Origin of the sequence: Staphylococcus cohnii subsp. cohnii (assembly GCF_002902365.1) — a bacterium.
Lineage (GTDB): Bacteria > Bacillota > Bacilli > Staphylococcales > Staphylococcaceae > Staphylococcus > Staphylococcus cohnii.
Window position 1 is genome coordinate 70,749 of sequence record NZ_PPQC01000067.1, and the last position, 17,248, is coordinate 87,996.

Sequence of the window (17,248 nt, forward strand, 5' to 3'; positions counted from 1 at the left end):
TATACATAGTTCGTATTTTGCTATAATCAATTTTATATCCAACTTTTTAGAAAATTCAAAATTTAAGGGGGGACCATGATTTGAAACAAATTAATAAACTTATGGTAGCCAATCGTGGAGAAATAGCAATAAGGATTTTTAGGGCTGCAACAGAATTAAATATTAAAACGGTTGCGATTTATTCAAATGAAGATAAAGGATCATTACATAGATATAAAGCTGATGAGTCATATTTAGTTGGGAAAGATTTAGGACCAGCAGAATCATATTTGGATATAGAACGCATCTTAGATGTTGCGAAACGTGCAGGAGTGGACGCAATTCATCCTGGTTATGGATTTTTAAGCGAAAATGAAACTTTTGCCAAACGTTGCCAAGAAGAGGGGATTAAGTTTATCGGACCACATGTCGAACATTTGGACATGTTTGGTGATAAAGTTAAGGCAAGAACTACAGCAATTAATGCTGATTTAAGAGTTATTCCAGGTACAGATGGACCAATTGATAGTCAATCCGATGCAATTGCTTTTGCAAATGAAGCCGGCTATCCTTTGATGATTAAAGCTACAAGTGGTGGCGGTGGAAAGGGCATGCGTATTGTGCGTTCCGAAGATGAATTAGAGGAGGCATTCCACAGAGCAAAATCTGAAGCGGAAAAATCTTTTGGTAATAGTGAAGTTTATATTGAAAAATATATAGATAATCCAAAACACATTGAAGTACAAGTCATTGGTGATGAACATGGTAACATTGTTCATTTATATGAACGTGATTGTTCTGTTCAAAGACGTCATCAAAAAGTTGTTGAAGTTGCGCCATCTGTTGCACTTACTGATGATTTGAGGGAACGTATATGTGATGCTGCAATTCAATTAATGGAGAAAATTGAGTATGTGAATGCTGGCACAGTTGAATTTTTAGTATCTGGAGACGATTTTTATTTCATAGAAGTCAATCCACGTGTACAAGTTGAGCATACGATTTCTGAGATGGTGACTGGTGTAGATATAGTTAAAACGCAAATTCTTGTAGCTGATGGTGAAAAGCTATTTGATAATGAAATTGGCATGCCACAACAAAAAGATATTCAAACATTAGGTTATGCAATTCAATGTCGTATTACAACTGAAGATCCAACAAATGACTTTATGCCAGATACTGGTAGAATTATAGCTTATCGTTCAAGCGGTGGCTTCGGAGTAAGACTTGATGCTGGTGATGGTTTCCAAGGTGCTGAAATTTCACCCTATTATGATTCATTACTTGTAAAATTATCTACACATGGCATGACATTTAAACAAGCAAATGAAAAAATGGATCGTTCATTACAAGAAATGCGTATTCGTGGTGTGAAAACAAATGTGCCATTTTTAATTAATGTTATGAGAAATACACAATTTAAGACTGGCGACTACACAACTAAGTTTATCGAAAGTACACCAGAATTATTTGATATTGAGCCTACATTAGATAGAGGTACGAAAACGTTAGAGTATATTGGTAATGTGTCTATCAATGGTTTTCCTAACGTAGAAAAAAGACCGAAACCAATTTATGAAACGTCGACAATCCCTCAGGTTCCAAAAAAGGTTGTCGAAAAATTTGAAGGTACGAAGCAGTTATTAGATCATAAAGGACCGCAAGCAGTTGCAGAATGGTTAAAACAGCAAGAGGATGTATTAATTACAGATACTACTTTCAGAGATGCACATCAATCATTGTTGGCTACACGCGTACGTACTAAAGATATGATGAATATTGCTTCTAAAACAGCTGATGTAATGAAAGATAGTTTTTCATTAGAAATGTGGGGTGGTGCAACATTTGATGTTGCTTACAACTTTTTAAAGGAAAATCCATGGGAAAGACTTGAAAGATTGAGAAAAGCCATTCCAAATGTTTTATTCCAAATGCTTTTACGTGCGTCTAACGCTGTTGGCTATAAAAATTATCCAGATAATGTCATTAAAAAATTTGTGAAAGAAAGTGCTGATGCAGGTATAGATGTTTTCCGTATCTTTGATTCGTTAAACTGGATAGATCAAATGAAAGTAGCAAATGAAGCAGTTCAAGAAGCAGGTAAGATTTCAGAGAGCGCTATTTGCTATACAGGAGATTTTTTAAATGCAAATCGTTCTGACATTTATACCTTAGATTACTATGTAAATATGGCAAAAACACTTGAATCTGAAGGATTCCATATATTAGCGATTAAAGATATGGCTGGTTTATTAAAACCGAAAGCAGCTTATGAATTAATCGGTGAGTTAAAAGCAGCAGTTGACTTACCAATTCATTTACACACACATGATACGAGTGGTAATGGACTATTAACTTATAAAGAAGCTATTGATGCTGGCGTAGATGTTATTGATACAGCAGTTGCATCAATGAGTGGTTTAACAAGTCAACCAAGTGCTAATTCATTGTATTATGCACTGAATGGCTTCGGTAGAAGTATGCGTGCAGACATTGATGGAATGGAAGAATTATCACATTATTGGGGTACTGTACGTCAATACTATAGCGATTTCGAAAGTGATATTAAGTCACCTAACACAGAAATTTATCAGCATGAAATGCCAGGTGGACAATATTCTAATTTGCGTCAACAAGCGAAAAGTTTAGGCTTAGGCAACAGATTTAATGAAGTAAAAGATATGTATAAGCGTGTTAATTTCTTATTCGGTGATATTGTTAAAGTAACACCTTCATCAAAAGTTGTTGGTGATATGGCCTTATACATGGTTCAAAATGATTTAGATGAGCAATCCGTAATAAAAGATGGACATAAATTAGATTTCCCTGAATCAGTAGTATCCTTCTTTAAAGGAGAAATTGGTCAGCCAGTTAATGGATTCAATAAAGATTTACAAAAGGTAATATTGAAAGGTCAAACACCATTAACTGAACGACCAGGAGAATATTTAAAGCCAGTTGATTTCGAAACAGTAAGACAAGAATTAGAGGAAAAACAACAAAAAGAAGTCACTGAACAAGATGTAATTAGTTATGTGTTATATCCAAAAGTATATGAACAATTTATTGCGACACAAGAACAATATGGAAATGTATCACTTTTAGATACACCAACATTTTTCTTTGGCATGAGAGCAAACGAGACTGTAGAAATAGAAATTGATACAGGAAAACGTTTGATTATTACACTTAAAACGATTACAGAACCTGATGAAAAAGGTGTACGTACAATATTTTATGATATGAATGGCCAGGCAAGACGTATCTTCATACAAGATGAAAATGTTAAAGCCAATGCAAGTGTTAAACCAAAAGCAGATAAACTAAATCCAAATCACATTGGTGCACAAATGCCTGGATCAGTTACAGAAGTTAAAATTGCTGAAGGTGAATCTGTGACGAGTGGACAAGCATTATTGATTACTGAAGCAATGAAGATGGAAACAACGATTCAAGCACCATTTGATGGTGTTGTAAGAAAAGTGACAGTACAAAATGGTGATGCCATTGAAACAGGTGACTTATTAATAGAAATTGAAAAAGAACAAGAAGATTAAATTAAAAATGGCTGTGATACGATTAATGTATCACAGCCATTTTATATGTTAATTAAAGTGGATTATCCGCCACTTCGTATGGTTCTTAGCATCAGTACAATAAAGTAAGCAATCAATCCAAACAATATTGTTATGAATAGTGCGTGTAATAGAGCGATTAATAAATTCACTTCAGTAATAATAGATAAAGCACCTGTTATCACTTGTAAAATTATTAAAATAAATGCAGCGGTATAGCCGAAACGAATTGTTCGATTTTCTTTGTAATTATTAATTGCATGGACAAACGTGATTAAAATCCAAATAAAAGCGATTAAAGCCATACCTCTGTGAGTGAAATTCACCCAATCTTGAACGTTATGAGGTATTAAATCATTAAATGGAAGCGGCCATTGACCATAAGCTAAACTTGCTTCCTTATGTCTAACTAACGCACCAGTATATATCGTTAAGTATACAATGATTGCCATAATCCACGTATAAATTCTAAGCGGCTTACGAATAAATAATTCATCAGCTTCGTATTTACGGTCTACTTCAAAGATAATTAAAGTTAAAACAAATACTGAAGAAAATGAAATTAATGAAATACCAAAATGTAACGCCAAAACATAATCGTTTTGTTGCCACATTACTGCTGCTGCACCAACAAGTGCTTGCAATAATAGGAAACCAATACTGATCATGCATAACGGTTTAACTTCTTTGATATAGCCAATGTGTTTCCAAGCAACAATCACTAGCCATAAAACAAGAATTAAAGATAGACCTGATACTGCACGATGACTTAATTCAATTATTGTTTGTATAGGCAAATTTTGAGGTAAAAAAGCACCATGACACAATGGCCAGTCAGAGCCACAACCATCAGCTGAACCAGTTTTAGTAACCAATGCGCCTCCGAGCTGTACAAATGCCATTATTATCGCTGCCAATACAGATAACCATTTCAGGTTTTTTTTGTTAAACAAGAATTAACCCCCCACAAATAAATAAAACAGATATGAGTAATGATTCAGCTACAATGATATCAATCATTTATAGTTTAAACCAAAGACTCTTTACATTTACTTTTATATTTTTAAATAAAACTTAACTATTATTATAACAAGAAATACGCTTCTAATTGTGTCACAAAAATGACTATTTGTGAATGTCGATAAAGTGTCACAAATAACTTTGTATAAATGTAGTCAATCACAGTAAATTGATATATCATTGTATTATATGGAAAAATTAGGAGGGAAATTATGAACAAAGAACAAACTTTGTCGCATAATTCTAGTCGTGTAACGTTTAAAGAGTTACAACAAATTATTAAAATGGGACTAGTTCAGGGCAATTTAATTCCAGCATTCGCTGGTTCATGGCTTGCAATTGTGTTGGCAAATCATTCCTTCCTCTCGTCAATACCACAGATTTTAATGATGTTGGTAGGTTCGACATTAATTATGGGGGGCGCATGCGCTTTAAATAATTACTATGATCAAGATATTGACAGTATCATGCCAAGTAAACAGCAAAGACCTTCAGTTAATGGAAAAATTTCAAATAGAAATTTATTATTACTTAGTTTTGGAATGATGCTCGTAGGGGAAGCATTATTATTTGCTTTAAACATACCATCTGGTGTAATAGGATTGTTAGGTATTGTTGGATATGTGTCATTTTATTCAATTTGGTCTAAACGTCATACAGTTTGGAATACAGTGATTGGGAGTTTTCCTGGTGCTGTACCACCGTTAATAGGTTGGACAGCTATCGAAGGCAATATTAGTATGGTTGCTGTAGCGCTTTTCTTAGTCATATTTTGTTGGCAACCAGTACATTTTTATGCATTGGCAATAAAGCGTAAAGATGAATATAGCTTGGCAAATATTCCAATGTTACCTTCTGTTAAAGGTTTCAACCGCACGAGAGTGAGTATGTTTATCTGGCTAGTATTGTTATTACCGCTACCATTATTATTGAATGATCTTGGTACAACATTTATTATATTAGCTACATTATTAAATTTAGGCTGGTTATATTTAGGTTTAACGAGTTTTAAAAAAGATTCAGATCAAACAAAATGGGCAACAAAAATGTTTATATACTCTTTAAACTATTTAGTAGTTTTCTTCGTACTCGTTGTTGTTGTTTCATTAATTAAAATGTTCTAATAAATATTAATAAGGATGGAATATATGAATTTACCAATCTTACCTACAATTAGCACAACATGTATAGTGATAAGCGCAATCCTTATTGCAATAGGATGGCGTAAAATATGGAAAAGAGAAATCGAAAGTCATAAAAAATTTATGTTACTTGCTGCTATATTTGCGCTAACTTTCTTTATTATTTATGCTTCGAGAACAATATTTATTGGTAATACTGCTTTTGGTGGCCCAGATTCAATTAAGATTTATTATACAATCTTCTTAATTTTTCATATCAATTTAGCTACCATCGGTGGTCTGCTAGGACTTTTCCAAATCATCACTGCGTTCAAAGACAAATTTAAACTTCATAGATTTGTAGGACCAATTGCATCAATTGTTTGGTTTTGTACTGCTATCACAGGAGTGATGGTTTATGTATTACTCTATGTATTGTATCCAGGTGGAGAAACAACATCATTGTTAAAAGCAACTTTCGGTTTTGTAAATATACTTAGTTAAAATATTGATGAACTAAGTTGAAATAATCATTATATCTAAAAATAACCTGAGACACAGTTGTGTCTCAGGTTATTTTTATTTTAAAGTTGCAGATGTTATCTGTTTAAGTGAGAGATTCTTTTTTATAATTTTTGTAATTCAAATTTTGCGTGTCGTTTCACTCAAATGATTTAAATGAATATTAAAAAAAAGCAACTCAAGATAAATATCTTTTTAAGTGTTTAGCCGTAACAGAAGCAGTGTTTGCTAATAAACCATCTGGATTTCCTTGGTAAAGTAACTTACCACCTTTGTTTCCAGCATATGGCCCTATATCAATAATCCAGTCTGCATTTGTCATCATCGTTAAATTATGTTCAAAGATAATTACTGTGTTACCTTGGTCAATTAAATTATCAAAACAAGCTAAAATGATTGGTATATCATCTTCATGTAAGCCAGTAGTTGGCTCATCAAATACAAAAATATGATTACTCACAACGTGTGTCAAATATTTACTGAGCTTAACACGTTGTATTTCTCCACCAGATAATGTATCAAGTGTTTGTCCTAAATTCATGTAATTTAAACCTGTTGCTTTCAGTGATTGCAAAGGCTGTGCAATAGACTGATTTGTATTAAAAAAATCTAAAGCTTCATCCACTGTTAAGTTCAATATATCTGCTATAGAATAGCCTGAGATAGTTGCATTTAAAACTTCAGGTTTATATCGTTTACCACCACAAACGTTACAAATTTGGGTGAAGTCTGGCATAAATGCAAGCTCCGTTTTTAGCACACCTTTGCCATGACATTCAGGACATGCGCCTTCAGAGTTGTAACTGAATAATGACTTCTTCAACCCTGTGTTTTTATTGAAATAGGTGCGAACATCATCAAATATATCTAAGTAAGTTAACAAATGAGAACGACTTGAAGCATGTACGGGCTTTTGATCAATAATAATAGCGTCTCTATTGTTTTGTAAGCCGCCATGTATAAGCGTACTCTTGCCAGAACCAGCTACACCAGTTACAACGGTCATTGCATGTTTAGGAATACGAACTGAAATATCTTTTAAATTATTTTGCGTCATATGATTTAAGTCAATAAACGCATCTGTTTGTCTAATGTATGATTTCAATTTATGTTTTTTCTTTAATGCTTTTCCAGTACTGGAATTTGATGATAATAAATCAGAATAGTTACCAGTGAAAATAATTTCACCACCGTTTTTACCAGCATAAGGCCCTAAATCTATGATGTGATCTGCAATTTTGATAACGTCCGGATCATGTTCTACTACTAGAACTGTGTTACCTTTATTTTTTAAAGATTGAATGATTTCATTTATTTTTTGAATATCCTCAGGATGTAGTCCGATACTCGGTTCATCGATGATATATACTAAGTCACTTAAAGGGCTATTTAGATGCCTGATAAGTTTAATACGTTGAGATTCTCCACCAGATAGTGTTTTCGTTTCACGATCCAAAGTGAGATAATTAAGCCCAATATAACTAAGAGATTCTAATTGTTTTAGCAAAGGGCTAATTATAAATTGTGCTTTGGTAGATTCTAATTTTTGAATGAAAGTTATTGCTTCATCTATAGATAAATGCGTGAACTCAGCGATATCTAAGCCATTAATTTTGGATTGTAATACATTTTGATTTAATCTTTTACCATCACATGTTGGGCATTTTTTTGATGTCACAACTCTTTCAATATCGTGTTTGAATTTATTTTTTTCAAAATTATCATTTAATAAAAATGAGCGCCTAAACCGATGAATAAGCCCTTCAAATTTTGCAGTTTTTGGCCAATTTTGTGGAGGGTTTTTCAATTTGGTAGGTTTTGTGTATAACAGAGTATCCAATTCTTTTTTATCATAATGTTTCAATTTCTTGTCATTATCAAATAAACCAGAATATAAATAACGTTTACCGCGCCAACTATCCGGTCTGAAAGAGGGAAAACGGATTGCGTCTTCATTTAAAGATTTTTCAAAATCTAACAGTTCCTCCAAGTTAATATCTTCTACGTATCCAAGACCAGAACATGTTTCACACATACCTTTTGGATTGTTAAAAGAAAAAACATCAGAATATCCTACAAATGGTGTTCCGATACGGGACCATAATAAACGCACTGAAGCATAAATATCGGAAATTGTACCTACTGTAGAGCGCGAATTACCACCTAACCTTTTTTGATTGATAATCATAGCTACGGGTAAATGTTCTATTAAATCTACATTTGCTTTACTAAATTGTTTTAATTGATTTTGTATATATGTAGAATATGTTTCGTTAAGTAAACGTTCAGATTCGGCAGCAATTGTATTGAAGACTAATGATGACTTACCCGAACCAGAACGACCCGTGAATACAGAAATTTTATGTTTTGGTATATCTAAAGAAATATCTTTTAAATTATTTTGTTTCGCACCATGTATACGAATGATTGACATATTTGTCACCCCTTCATTTATTTTATACCCAAAATTCTCTTGTATATTACGTCATGCAAATATTGTATATGATGAAAATGTAAAGGGTTTATTACAAATTAACAAATTTGAGGACATGCCTTGCTTGTATCTGTCATAAACATGTACAATGAACCAAAGAATAATGTAGGTGGATGAGCGATGAAGAAACTAATAATTAAAGTTATTGGTGTATTATTATTGATTTGTTTTATAATTTATCTATTTTACTCACCGCGTTTGAAATTTGATGTTTTAGAAAATCCTAATAAAGAAACTTCAAAAACAACTCAAAACAAAGATTTTCAAAACAAAAAAACAAATGTTGAAAATCCTAAACTTAAAAAAGGTGTGGGTACTTGGATTGGACAAGATTTACATAATTTAACTGATAATTATGGTCAAGCAGATAGAGTTTATTCATATAAAGGTGGTTTTAAAAACTACGTATATAAACAAAACGATCAGTATTATCTTGTCACAACGAAAAAAAATAAAATTAAATCAGTTTATGCCACTGGTAAAAATGCTAACGTTAATCCAGTAGAAATTGGTGATAATGCGGCGCATGTTTTTGAAAAGTACAGTATCAATCCAGAGCCAACGATTAAAGCTAATGGAAAAGCGTATGAAATAGAACTTTCAGATTCAGATATGAAAACACAGACACTAATAAAATTCAATAATGTTTACGCACAAGTATATATTGATCAACAAGCTAACGAAATCGTAGGTGTAAGATATTTAGATAGTGAAGCATTAATAGCATTCAAACCCTATCAAATGATTACTGCACAAGAAGATAAAAAAGTGAAAAATAATTATAAAAAAATACCATATGAACAAAATGCAAATCAATTGATGACACTTTATGAAATTACTAATGAGATGCGCAAATTAAAAGATGCTAAGCCTTTAAAAGTTAATAATGACGTAGCTCATATTGCATCATATAATTTGTACGAAGCAATTGATACTGATAGTGTAGAATTTACAGAAGATGCCTTAAAACAAAAGCTTAATGAACAAAATATTTCTTTTGTTTCTACTAGTCAAAATGTAGGATATGATTTTAACGAAGTACCAACTTTAATCCATAGTTGGTTAAACTCTGATATTCATAGATCAAGGATGTTAAATTCTAAATACAATGAAGTCGGCGGCGAAGTGTCAAACGGTTATTATACAATTATTTTCATTGAAGATAAGTAGGAGAGGTTATAATGATAACAGAAGAAACTTTGAACATTCTTGATGATATTGAGGAATTAAGTGATAAAATACTTGATTCAAGTTTATATCATTCATTTAAAATAGCAGAACAAAATTTACAAGAAAATGATGAAGCGCATTTGCTCTATCAAGCTTTTTTAAAATCAAAAGAGCAATATGATGAAATAATGAGATTTGGAAAATATCATCCAGATTATCAAAAAGTAATGTTAGAAACACGTAAACGAAAACGTGCTTATGAAATGTTACCAGTAGTTATGGATTACAAACAAAAAGAAGTCGCATTACAAGATCTAATAGACGAGGTTATAATGAAAATAGCTTATGCTGTATCTGAAAATGTAAAGATAGAAACAGGTAATCCATTTTTCCAAAAAGATGCAAGTGGTTGTGCAACAGGTGGTTCTTGTAGCTGTTCCTTATAGTGAATCAGGGCGGTAATGTTAATTAATATAAAAGCTGGGCACTTGTAGTGACCCAGCTTTTATATAACTATTTATTTTGATAGGTGTTTTTAAAACGTTCTGCTAAATCAGGCCTATCTGTGACTATAGTATGCACCCCGTTTTTGGCTAAATCATTCATTAAATCAAGATTATTAATACCATAAAAGCCAGGGACGATGTTGCGTTCATTCAACCACTGTATAAATTTAGGTGAAGTCAATTTAATACCATTAAACGTCACTGGCATTTGAAACGTATGTGCTTGTGGTTTAAATGTATCGCCTAAACCTGATTTGAATTTTAAGAAGCCTTCTGCCACTTCGCTCTGACTTGCTCCAATAGCTATTGTGTAGTTACTTTCTTTTTTGAATCTTTCAATTTGATCACTTTGAAAACTAGTAACTAAAACACGATTTTGCGCGTGGTTTTTAACAATGATATCATGAATGATTTTAGGTGCCAATTTACCTTGATCACTTTGTGAATCATCTTTAAGATCAACATTTATAAGTGTATTAGGATATAATTTTAATAATTCATCAAAAGTTAGTATTTTAGCGTCAGTATTATTACGATAAGGTGTTGACCCGTTTAAATCAGTAAAATGGTAACCTGCGTCTAATTGCTTTAATTCTGTTAAAGTATGTGTTGCTACTTTTCCTGAACCATTTGTCGTACGATCAACGTCTGCATCATGAAAAACCACCAATTGTTGATCTTTAGTCAATCTCACATCAATTTCGAATCCGTCAATGTGATGTGATAAAGCATTGTCAAATGCGAGTTTTGTCAGTTCAGGCCTTACTGCCATGCCACCACGGTGTGCAAAGATATACGGTGCAGGCATAGAGAAAAAGGGCGGGATTTCTTGGTTCATAGGTTTAACTTTATATTTAGAAAAGAAGATAACACTACCTACTAAACCAACTGTACCTAGAAACGCACCTTTTATTAATTTGTTGATTGTTGTCATGCGCAAATCCTCCTTGATTTGAGTATATACGGTAATATAGCAAATGTTAGCTATTGTTCAAAATAATTGTTATTTATTAATCGAATTAGACATGATATTATAAAGTGGCTAATAAATGGAGTGATAATTGTATGAATATTGTATCTAGAACAAGTTTAGTTATATATTTAAAACATATGAAACACGAACGCCAAATTAGAAAATTTGGACATATTGTCAGTACGAATAAGCTACATCGCTATGTTATTATGTATATAAATGAAGAAGAAGTGGACGCAATTGTAGATAAACTTATGAACTTAAAATATGTAAAACATATTGCAGGTTCACCTTATAAATATCTTAAAAAGGAATATCCCAAAGAACAACATGAATTTTCTTGATTACATGATACTTAAATAAAATTTTAATTAACAAGCAAAGTCACATTAGATTTATATATAGCTACGTGACTTTGTTTTATTTACGATTATTGCAATGGTGGTATCCATCTTTGAAGTCGCAATACACTGATTAGATAATTGAAATAAATACTGTTGGAATGAAAATGCTCTGGTGGTTGCACATCAATTTCTTTTACATCAATATTAAAACGTGTTGCTTGTTCATTAATTAAATCGAATTTTTTGTTTGAATGAGGATATGGATATTTAACCGCGTTTACCATAATATACATCGCTTGGAAATGTTTACCATGTGTAGGTTTCATAATAATAGCCACTGAAGATAATTGTTTATCAAAAGTAGGGGTGTGGAAATAAACGATATGCTCAATTCTTGCATGATTGTATTCAATAAGTGTTGTAAATTCAAATAAGTCCGTAAGGCCTTCGCCCAATTGTATAAATGCTTGTTTCATTTTGCCCCTCCTTTCATGCAGTATGTATTATATAAAAATAACTTAAAGAATGGAAGTGTTTCTCAATGAGAGTGATTTCTGGAATCCATAAAAGTAAACCATTAGAAAGTATGGAAGGCCGTAACACTCGGCCTACGATGGACAAAGTTAAGGAAGGTATTTTTAACAGCCTACATGAAGTATCAGGTATCGGGTTAGATTTATTTGCTGGAAGTGGTGCTTTGGGTATTGAAGCATTGTCTCGGGGAATGGAAAAAGTGATTTTTGTAGATCAAAATTTTAAAGCAATAAAAATCATCAAAGCGAACCTTCAACATTTAAACATCTCTGACCAAGCGGAAGTATATAAGAATAATGCAGATAGAGCCCTTAAGGCACTTTCAAAAAGAGCGATGCAATTTGATGTTATATTTTTAGACCCACCTTATGATAAAGGATTAATTGATGAAGCACTGGACGGAATTATAAAGTTTAATTTATTAAAAGAAAATGGTATTATCGTTTGTGAGTTCAATCATAAAGAAGATATTGATACAAAATCATTTCATGTGATTAAAAGATATCATTATGGATTAACAGACACTTTGTTATTAGAAAAAGGAGATTAAGATGTCTACAACTAAAGCAGTGATTCCAGGAAGTTTTGATCCAATTACATATGGTCATATTGACATCATTGATAGGAGTGCCGATCGTTTCGATGAATTGCATATTTGTGTTTTGAAAAATAACAACAAGTCGGGGACCTTTTCAGTTGATGAGCGCATTGAATTAATAGAAGCATCTGTAAAACACCTTGATAATGTTACAGTACATCATTTTAATGGATTACTTGTCGATTTTTGTGATGAAATTGGTGCGCAAACAATTATTAGAGGATTAAGAGCTGTAAGTGATTTTGAATATGAATTGAGATTGACTTCAATGAACAAGAAGTTAAATAGTAATGTAGAAACTATGTACATGATGACAAGTACAAATTATTCCTTTATTAGTTCGAGTGTAGTGAAAGAAGTGGCTGCATATAAGGCTAATGTATCAGATTTTGTACCAGAACATGTTGAAAAAGCGTTGAATGAAAAGTTCAAGAAATGATAAAGAACCACTTCCCAACTTGTTGGGTTAGTGGTTCTTTATGCTTTGAGTAGAATGAGAGAAAATAAAGTTGCGCACTTCACGGTGAACAATAGAATATAAAAGGGTGATAATCATTAATTTTAACTCGAGTTTATTATTTGATAAATTAAAAGAAACGAAATTAGCATTTTCATTGAAAGATTTAAATATAGAAACCTGGAATCAAGATTATGAAGCTATCAATTTTATTTTTAATAACATCACTTTTAAAAGTAGATTAGCTAAAAAAACACCAAAGAAACACGGCTATTTTGTTGCAATATGGCATAAAAATAATCAAGGGAACAATGTACCTTTTACATATGATGAAATAGCAGATAAATTAGTTGTTAATATTATAGATGGTGTACAAAAAGGACAATTCATTTTTCGAAAAGAAATACTCATGCATAAGGGTATAATTAGTTCTGAAAATAACAAAGGGAAAATGGCTTTTCGTGTTTATCCGAGTTGGGAAAATAATTTAAACAAAGTTGCACAGCTTAGTCAAAAATGGCAACTCGAATATTTTGTTGATTTGTCAAATGCTGTTGATGAACAAAAGTTAATTGAATTGTATACATAGTGTTGATTTAAGATATTTAATATAGGCATCCATTATTTTTTATTTCGTCTAATTGCGAACAATAAATGATATATAATATTGTTTAAAATAAAATATTATCAAAAAAAAGAGCCGAATATTAAAATTTACCATTTTAAACTAGCCTGAGAATGAAACTTTTATAAATTCATTTTCAGGCTGATTATACTAGAAAAGAAATTTTAAATTTTTACGAGTAGTAATTATTCAATCTTCAATGCGTAATACATGTGTATTAAAATCTGTTTCTGTACGATTAGAAAGCAAATTGTAAATGTGTGTTGAATGGATTTCTTGCTCAAATAAATGTGCATTTTGTTGATTTAGTTGCGTAATGAAATGACGTTCTGGAAATTTTTGCTTTAAGTATTTTAAATATTGTTGACCTTTTGGTGACATACCAAGGATATGCACTGCTTTTATGCTGTTATGTTTATGGTGGTGTTGAAAGTTTAGTAAAATATTCATTAATACACGTTGTATATGCGTATATGTATATCTCTTTGTTTTAATCAATGACATTAAATGCTCGAATGATGAAGCATATCTGATTTTATCTAAGATGCGATTTTCTAATCCTTCGCTCATCGTATAGATATTTTTCAATGAATGGGTCGTATGACTTAAAATAGCATATTTAATATACGGAAACGTATCTTCTACAGTCGCGTGTGGCTCTTGATAAAGCTGTTGTATTGAGTTGGGAACAACCGATTTCCATAGATCGTTTTGAGTTTGTAATGCATTGCGAATGGCAGTGCCACTAGCGAAATTTAGGTTTGAAATGTTGAAATCATGGTGATGACTACTTTCTCTTGATATCGTCCAAGGTTTGATATGTGGTGCTAGCTTTTGAATTGCCCGCATATAAGAAACACCTAATGTATTATTTGGAGAAGATAATAACGTATGATTGTTTAAAAGTTCGCTTAATATTCTGGGGTAACTTTTACCTTCTTTTAGTTTCATTAAAAATTCAGATGTTTGTTCTATTTTAGAAATGTCTTTTTGCAATTCGTGAAATGAATCGATGTCACCTGATTCACTACCAAATGATAGATGATCTGCGTCAACATAACTTGCTATTTGGACAGCTGTTTCTGCAAAATATTGGCCTGCTGATAAAGCGGCTACTGCTGGTAATTCAATGACTAAATCGACAGCATTCAATGCCATTCGGGTGCGTATAAATTTATTATATATAGCTGGTTGTCCTCTCATAACAAAATTACCACTCATAATGGCTATTGATATTTCAGAATCAGTTATTGACTTTGATGTCTGGGCATGGTATAAGTGACCATTGTGGAAAGGATTATATTCAGTGACTAGTGCAACGCTTTTCATTTGCAATTCTCCCTTTCAGAATTCATTATAGATATTGTATCAGATTAATTTGTGTTAAGAAAAAATCTTGACAACTTTTATCTATAAAGTTAAAATAAATTTTGTGCTTGTTAGAGGTGAAGCCATATGAAATGGTCAATAACACAATTAAGAAAATTCCAAGATAAGCCATTTGAGTTCCATCAAACGGTGAATTTTGATCATTTAGTAAAATCATTAGATTTAATAGATCTATCTGATATTGATGTTGAGGGTGAACTAACTGTCAAATCAAATGAAGTCATTGCAGATATGCATATAACTGGAACCTATACGATGGCATGTGCCCGTACGTTAGTACCAGTCGAAGTTCCTATTGATATAAAATCACAAGAAATTTTTGATTTAGAAGGTAACGCGTATATAAGTGATGACGAGGAAGATGAGCATTATCATGATGCCACAGACGGCATGATTAATCTAAAAGATATTGCTGAAGAACTTGTTATTATAGAAAAGCCAATGCGCGCTTTTGCAAATAATAGCGATCAGATGTTACGTGAAGGTAATGGTTGGGAAGTTATTGACGAGGAACAAGCGGTTGAGCTTGCTGAAGAAGAGGAAACTGAGCAAATCGATCCTAGGCTTCAAAAACTACAACAATTATATGACGAAGAGCAATAGCGGATTTAAATAATTTATAGTATAATAGATTATTGAGTCTGAAAATAATTTAGTAATGTATGAATATAAGGAGGATATATCATGGCAGTACCAAAAAGAAGAACGTCAAAAACAAGAAAAAATAAACGTCGTACGCATTTTAAAATTTCAGTACCTGGTATGACAGAATGCCCAAATTGTGGTGAATACAAATTATCTCACCGTGTTTGTAAGAACTGTGGTTCATACAAAGGTGAAGAAGTTGTATCTAAATAATTTCATTTATTTAAAGGCTAATGTATAGCCGAGATTAATCGTTCATTAATTATTCATATAATAATTTTTGAGCGATTTTTTATTTTATAATACAAATGTTATATACAATTGATGGGTTGTGTAAATGATGATTGAAATAAATGCACAAGTAATTTTAGAAAAAAAGAAAAAAGTGATAGCGAATGGTTGTATAATCAATTTAGTGATTATTTTCAAGAAATTTCTTCTTTTCACGAATTAGAAAGATTATTGAAATCTTATAATACAATCAGGCATAAAAATATATTATATAAACACATACACCTCAATTATAAAGAAGAATACATATGGTTGGATGTTAAGCAAACATCTGGTATTAGTGTGACTTTAAATAAATATCATGAAATTATTGGTTTCGTTCTTATGCCTATTAATTTGGTAAACAGGCATAAAGAAACGAAATTAAGATATACGATACCAGTTCTAAATAGTTGGTTTGTTTACGCTGGCGGTGAAAATGAACTTTTAAACCATCATTACGCATACAAAAATCAAAGTCATGCATTAGATTTAATTTTTGTGAAAAATCATCTTACTTATCAGGGCAATCCTAATAGCTGTGAAAGTTATTATAGTTATGGTCAAAGCGTGATTGCACCAGCAAATGGCGTTGTCATAGATATTGTAGATGGAATACCAGATGCACCACCAGGTGAAAATAATATGAAGCATCCTGAAGGTAATTACATCATTATTAAACATGCAAGTAAAGAGTATAGTATGATAGCACATCTTAAACCAGACGCTTTTGAAGTGAATGTTGGAGATTATATAAGGCGTGGGCAATTAATTGCACGGGTAGGAAATTCGGGTAACTCAATGGAACCGCACATACATTTTCAAATTATGAATCAAAGCAACCCACAATTCGCCAAAACATATAAGATTAGGTTACTAGATAACGTTTTGCCTGAAAAAGGTGATATGGTAAGTTATAGTGGAGACAGTATTATTATAGAAAATCAATTTGATTTAGCTAGAAGATGTAAGCAATTAAGTTCAAATATTAGGCATATATTTAAAAATTGAAATAAAGAGGCTATA

Annotated in this window: 17 protein-coding genes; 12 read left to right on the forward strand and 5 right to left on the reverse strand. The window is 31.9% G+C overall.

Going from position 1 to position 17,248, the window contains the following annotated elements; translation table 11 throughout:
* Positions 1 to 80: 80 nt before the first annotated feature.
* The gene (locus CD032_RS11455) at positions 81 to 3,536 is read left to right on the forward strand and encodes a pyruvate carboxylase (RefSeq protein WP_103211505.1); all 3,456 of its coding nucleotides are present in this window, start codon (positions 81 to 83) and stop codon (positions 3,534 to 3,536) included.
* A gap of 62 nt (positions 3,537 to 3,598) precedes the next feature.
* On the opposite strand, the gene CD032_RS11460 is transcribed toward CD032_RS11455, so the two are convergent.
* Positions 3,599 to 4,507 carry a COX15/CtaA family protein gene (locus CD032_RS11460; RefSeq protein ID WP_019469269.1) on the reverse strand — a complete coding sequence of 303 codons (909 nt, stop codon included), beginning with the start codon at positions 4,505 to 4,507 and terminating at the stop codon, positions 3,599 to 3,601.
* A gap of 279 nt (positions 4,508 to 4,786) precedes the next feature.
* Here CD032_RS11460 and cyoE point away from each other — a divergent pair, with 279 nt between their 5' ends.
* Both cyoE and CD032_RS11470 read left to right on the forward strand, forming a co-directional pair.
* Complete coding sequence (gene cyoE, locus CD032_RS11465) at positions 4,787 to 5,698, forward strand: heme o synthase (protein WP_040030530.1); 912 nt, start codon at positions 4,787 to 4,789, stop codon at positions 5,696 to 5,698.
* Between the two features lie 24 nt (positions 5,699 to 5,722).
* Entirely contained in the window at positions 5,723 to 6,199 is a 477-nt protein-coding gene (locus tag CD032_RS11470) for a DUF420 domain-containing protein (protein ID WP_019469271.1), read from the forward strand.
* A gap of 196 nt (positions 6,200 to 6,395) precedes the next feature.
* Here CD032_RS11470 and CD032_RS11475 read toward each other — a convergent pair whose 3' ends face one another.
* The gene (locus CD032_RS11475) at positions 6,396 to 8,651 is read right to left on the reverse strand and encodes an ATP-binding cassette domain-containing protein (RefSeq protein ID WP_103211506.1); all 2,256 of its coding nucleotides are present in this window, start codon (positions 8,649 to 8,651) and stop codon (positions 6,396 to 6,398) included.
* Between the two features lie 180 nt (positions 8,652 to 8,831).
* Here CD032_RS11475 and CD032_RS11480 point away from each other — a divergent pair, with 180 nt between their 5' ends.
* Together CD032_RS11480 and CD032_RS11485 are read left to right on the forward strand one after the other, a co-directional pair.
* On the forward strand, positions 8,832 to 9,881 hold the full coding sequence (locus tag CD032_RS11480) for a CAP-associated domain-containing protein (protein ID WP_019469273.1): 1,050 nt from the start codon (positions 8,832 to 8,834) through the stop codon (positions 9,879 to 9,881).
* 11 nt (positions 9,882 to 9,892) lie between these two features.
* Positions 9,893 to 10,327, forward strand: a complete 435-nt coding sequence (locus CD032_RS11485) for a YlbF/YmcA family competence regulator (protein ID WP_019469274.1) — start codon at positions 9,893 to 9,895, stop codon at positions 10,325 to 10,327.
* A 67-nt stretch (positions 10,328 to 10,394) separates the two neighbouring features.
* On the opposite strand, the gene CD032_RS11490 is transcribed toward CD032_RS11485, so the two are convergent.
* Positions 10,395 to 11,321 carry a lysophosphatidylglycerol phospholipase D gene (locus tag CD032_RS11490; RefSeq protein ID WP_040030532.1) on the reverse strand — a complete coding sequence of 309 codons (927 nt, stop codon included), beginning with the start codon at positions 11,319 to 11,321 and terminating at the stop codon, positions 10,395 to 10,397.
* A gap of 131 nt (positions 11,322 to 11,452) precedes the next feature.
* On the opposite strand from CD032_RS11490, the gene CD032_RS11495 reads away from it, so the two are divergent.
* Entirely contained in the window at positions 11,453 to 11,704 is a 252-nt protein-coding gene (locus tag CD032_RS11495) for a YlbG family protein (protein ID WP_064263882.1), read from the forward strand.
* Between the two features lie 86 nt (positions 11,705 to 11,790).
* Here the strand turns inward: CD032_RS11495 and CD032_RS11500 are convergent, their stop codons facing one another.
* The gene (locus CD032_RS11500) at positions 11,791 to 12,180 is read right to left on the reverse strand and encodes a DUF7147 family protein (protein ID WP_019469277.1); all 390 of its coding nucleotides are present in this window, start codon (positions 12,178 to 12,180) and stop codon (positions 11,791 to 11,793) included.
* Positions 12,181 to 12,245: 65 nt separating this feature from the next.
* Here CD032_RS11500 and rsmD point away from each other — a divergent pair, with 65 nt between their 5' ends.
* From rsmD to CD032_RS11515, 3 genes are all read left to right on the forward strand, one after another.
* Positions 12,246 to 12,788: a 16S rRNA (guanine(966)-N(2))-methyltransferase RsmD gene (gene rsmD / locus CD032_RS11505; RefSeq protein WP_019469278.1), complete on the forward strand. Its 543-nt coding sequence runs from the start codon at positions 12,246 to 12,248 to the stop codon at positions 12,786 to 12,788.
* Position 12,789: 1 nt separating this feature from the next.
* Positions 12,790 to 13,275 carry a pantetheine-phosphate adenylyltransferase gene (gene coaD / locus CD032_RS11510; protein ID WP_019469279.1) on the forward strand — a complete coding sequence of 162 codons (486 nt, stop codon included), beginning with the start codon at positions 12,790 to 12,792 and terminating at the stop codon, positions 13,273 to 13,275.
* A 106-nt stretch (positions 13,276 to 13,381) separates the two neighbouring features.
* Complete coding sequence (locus tag CD032_RS11515; RefSeq protein WP_019469280.1) at positions 13,382 to 13,882, forward strand: MepB family protein; 501 nt, start codon at positions 13,382 to 13,384, stop codon at positions 13,880 to 13,882.
* A 225-nt stretch (positions 13,883 to 14,107) separates the two neighbouring features.
* Here CD032_RS11515 and CD032_RS11520 read toward each other — a convergent pair whose 3' ends face one another.
* Entirely contained in the window at positions 14,108 to 15,247 is a 1,140-nt protein-coding gene (locus CD032_RS11520) for a nucleotidyltransferase (RefSeq protein ID WP_040030533.1), read from the reverse strand.
* Positions 15,248 to 15,373: 126 nt separating this feature from the next.
* Here CD032_RS11520 and CD032_RS11525 point away from each other — a divergent pair, with 126 nt between their 5' ends.
* The 3 genes from CD032_RS11525 (at position 15,374) to CD032_RS11535 (ending at position 17,233) form a co-directional block, all read left to right on the forward strand.
* Positions 15,374 to 15,910, forward strand: coding sequence for a YceD family protein (locus tag CD032_RS11525; RefSeq protein ID WP_019469282.1), 537 nt, complete (start codon positions 15,374 to 15,376; stop codon positions 15,908 to 15,910).
* A gap of 81 nt (positions 15,911 to 15,991) precedes the next feature.
* A complete protein-coding gene (gene rpmF / locus CD032_RS11530) occupies positions 15,992 to 16,165 on the forward strand; it encodes a 50S ribosomal protein L32 (protein WP_019469283.1) in 174 nt (57 codons plus the stop codon).
* A 330-nt stretch (positions 16,166 to 16,495) separates the two neighbouring features.
* Positions 16,496 to 17,233 (forward strand): M23 family metallopeptidase, encoded by a 738-nt coding sequence (locus CD032_RS11535; protein WP_231912213.1) that lies wholly within the window; start codon positions 16,496 to 16,498, stop codon positions 17,231 to 17,233.
* The last annotated feature ends 15 nt before the right edge of the window (positions 17,234 to 17,248 follow it).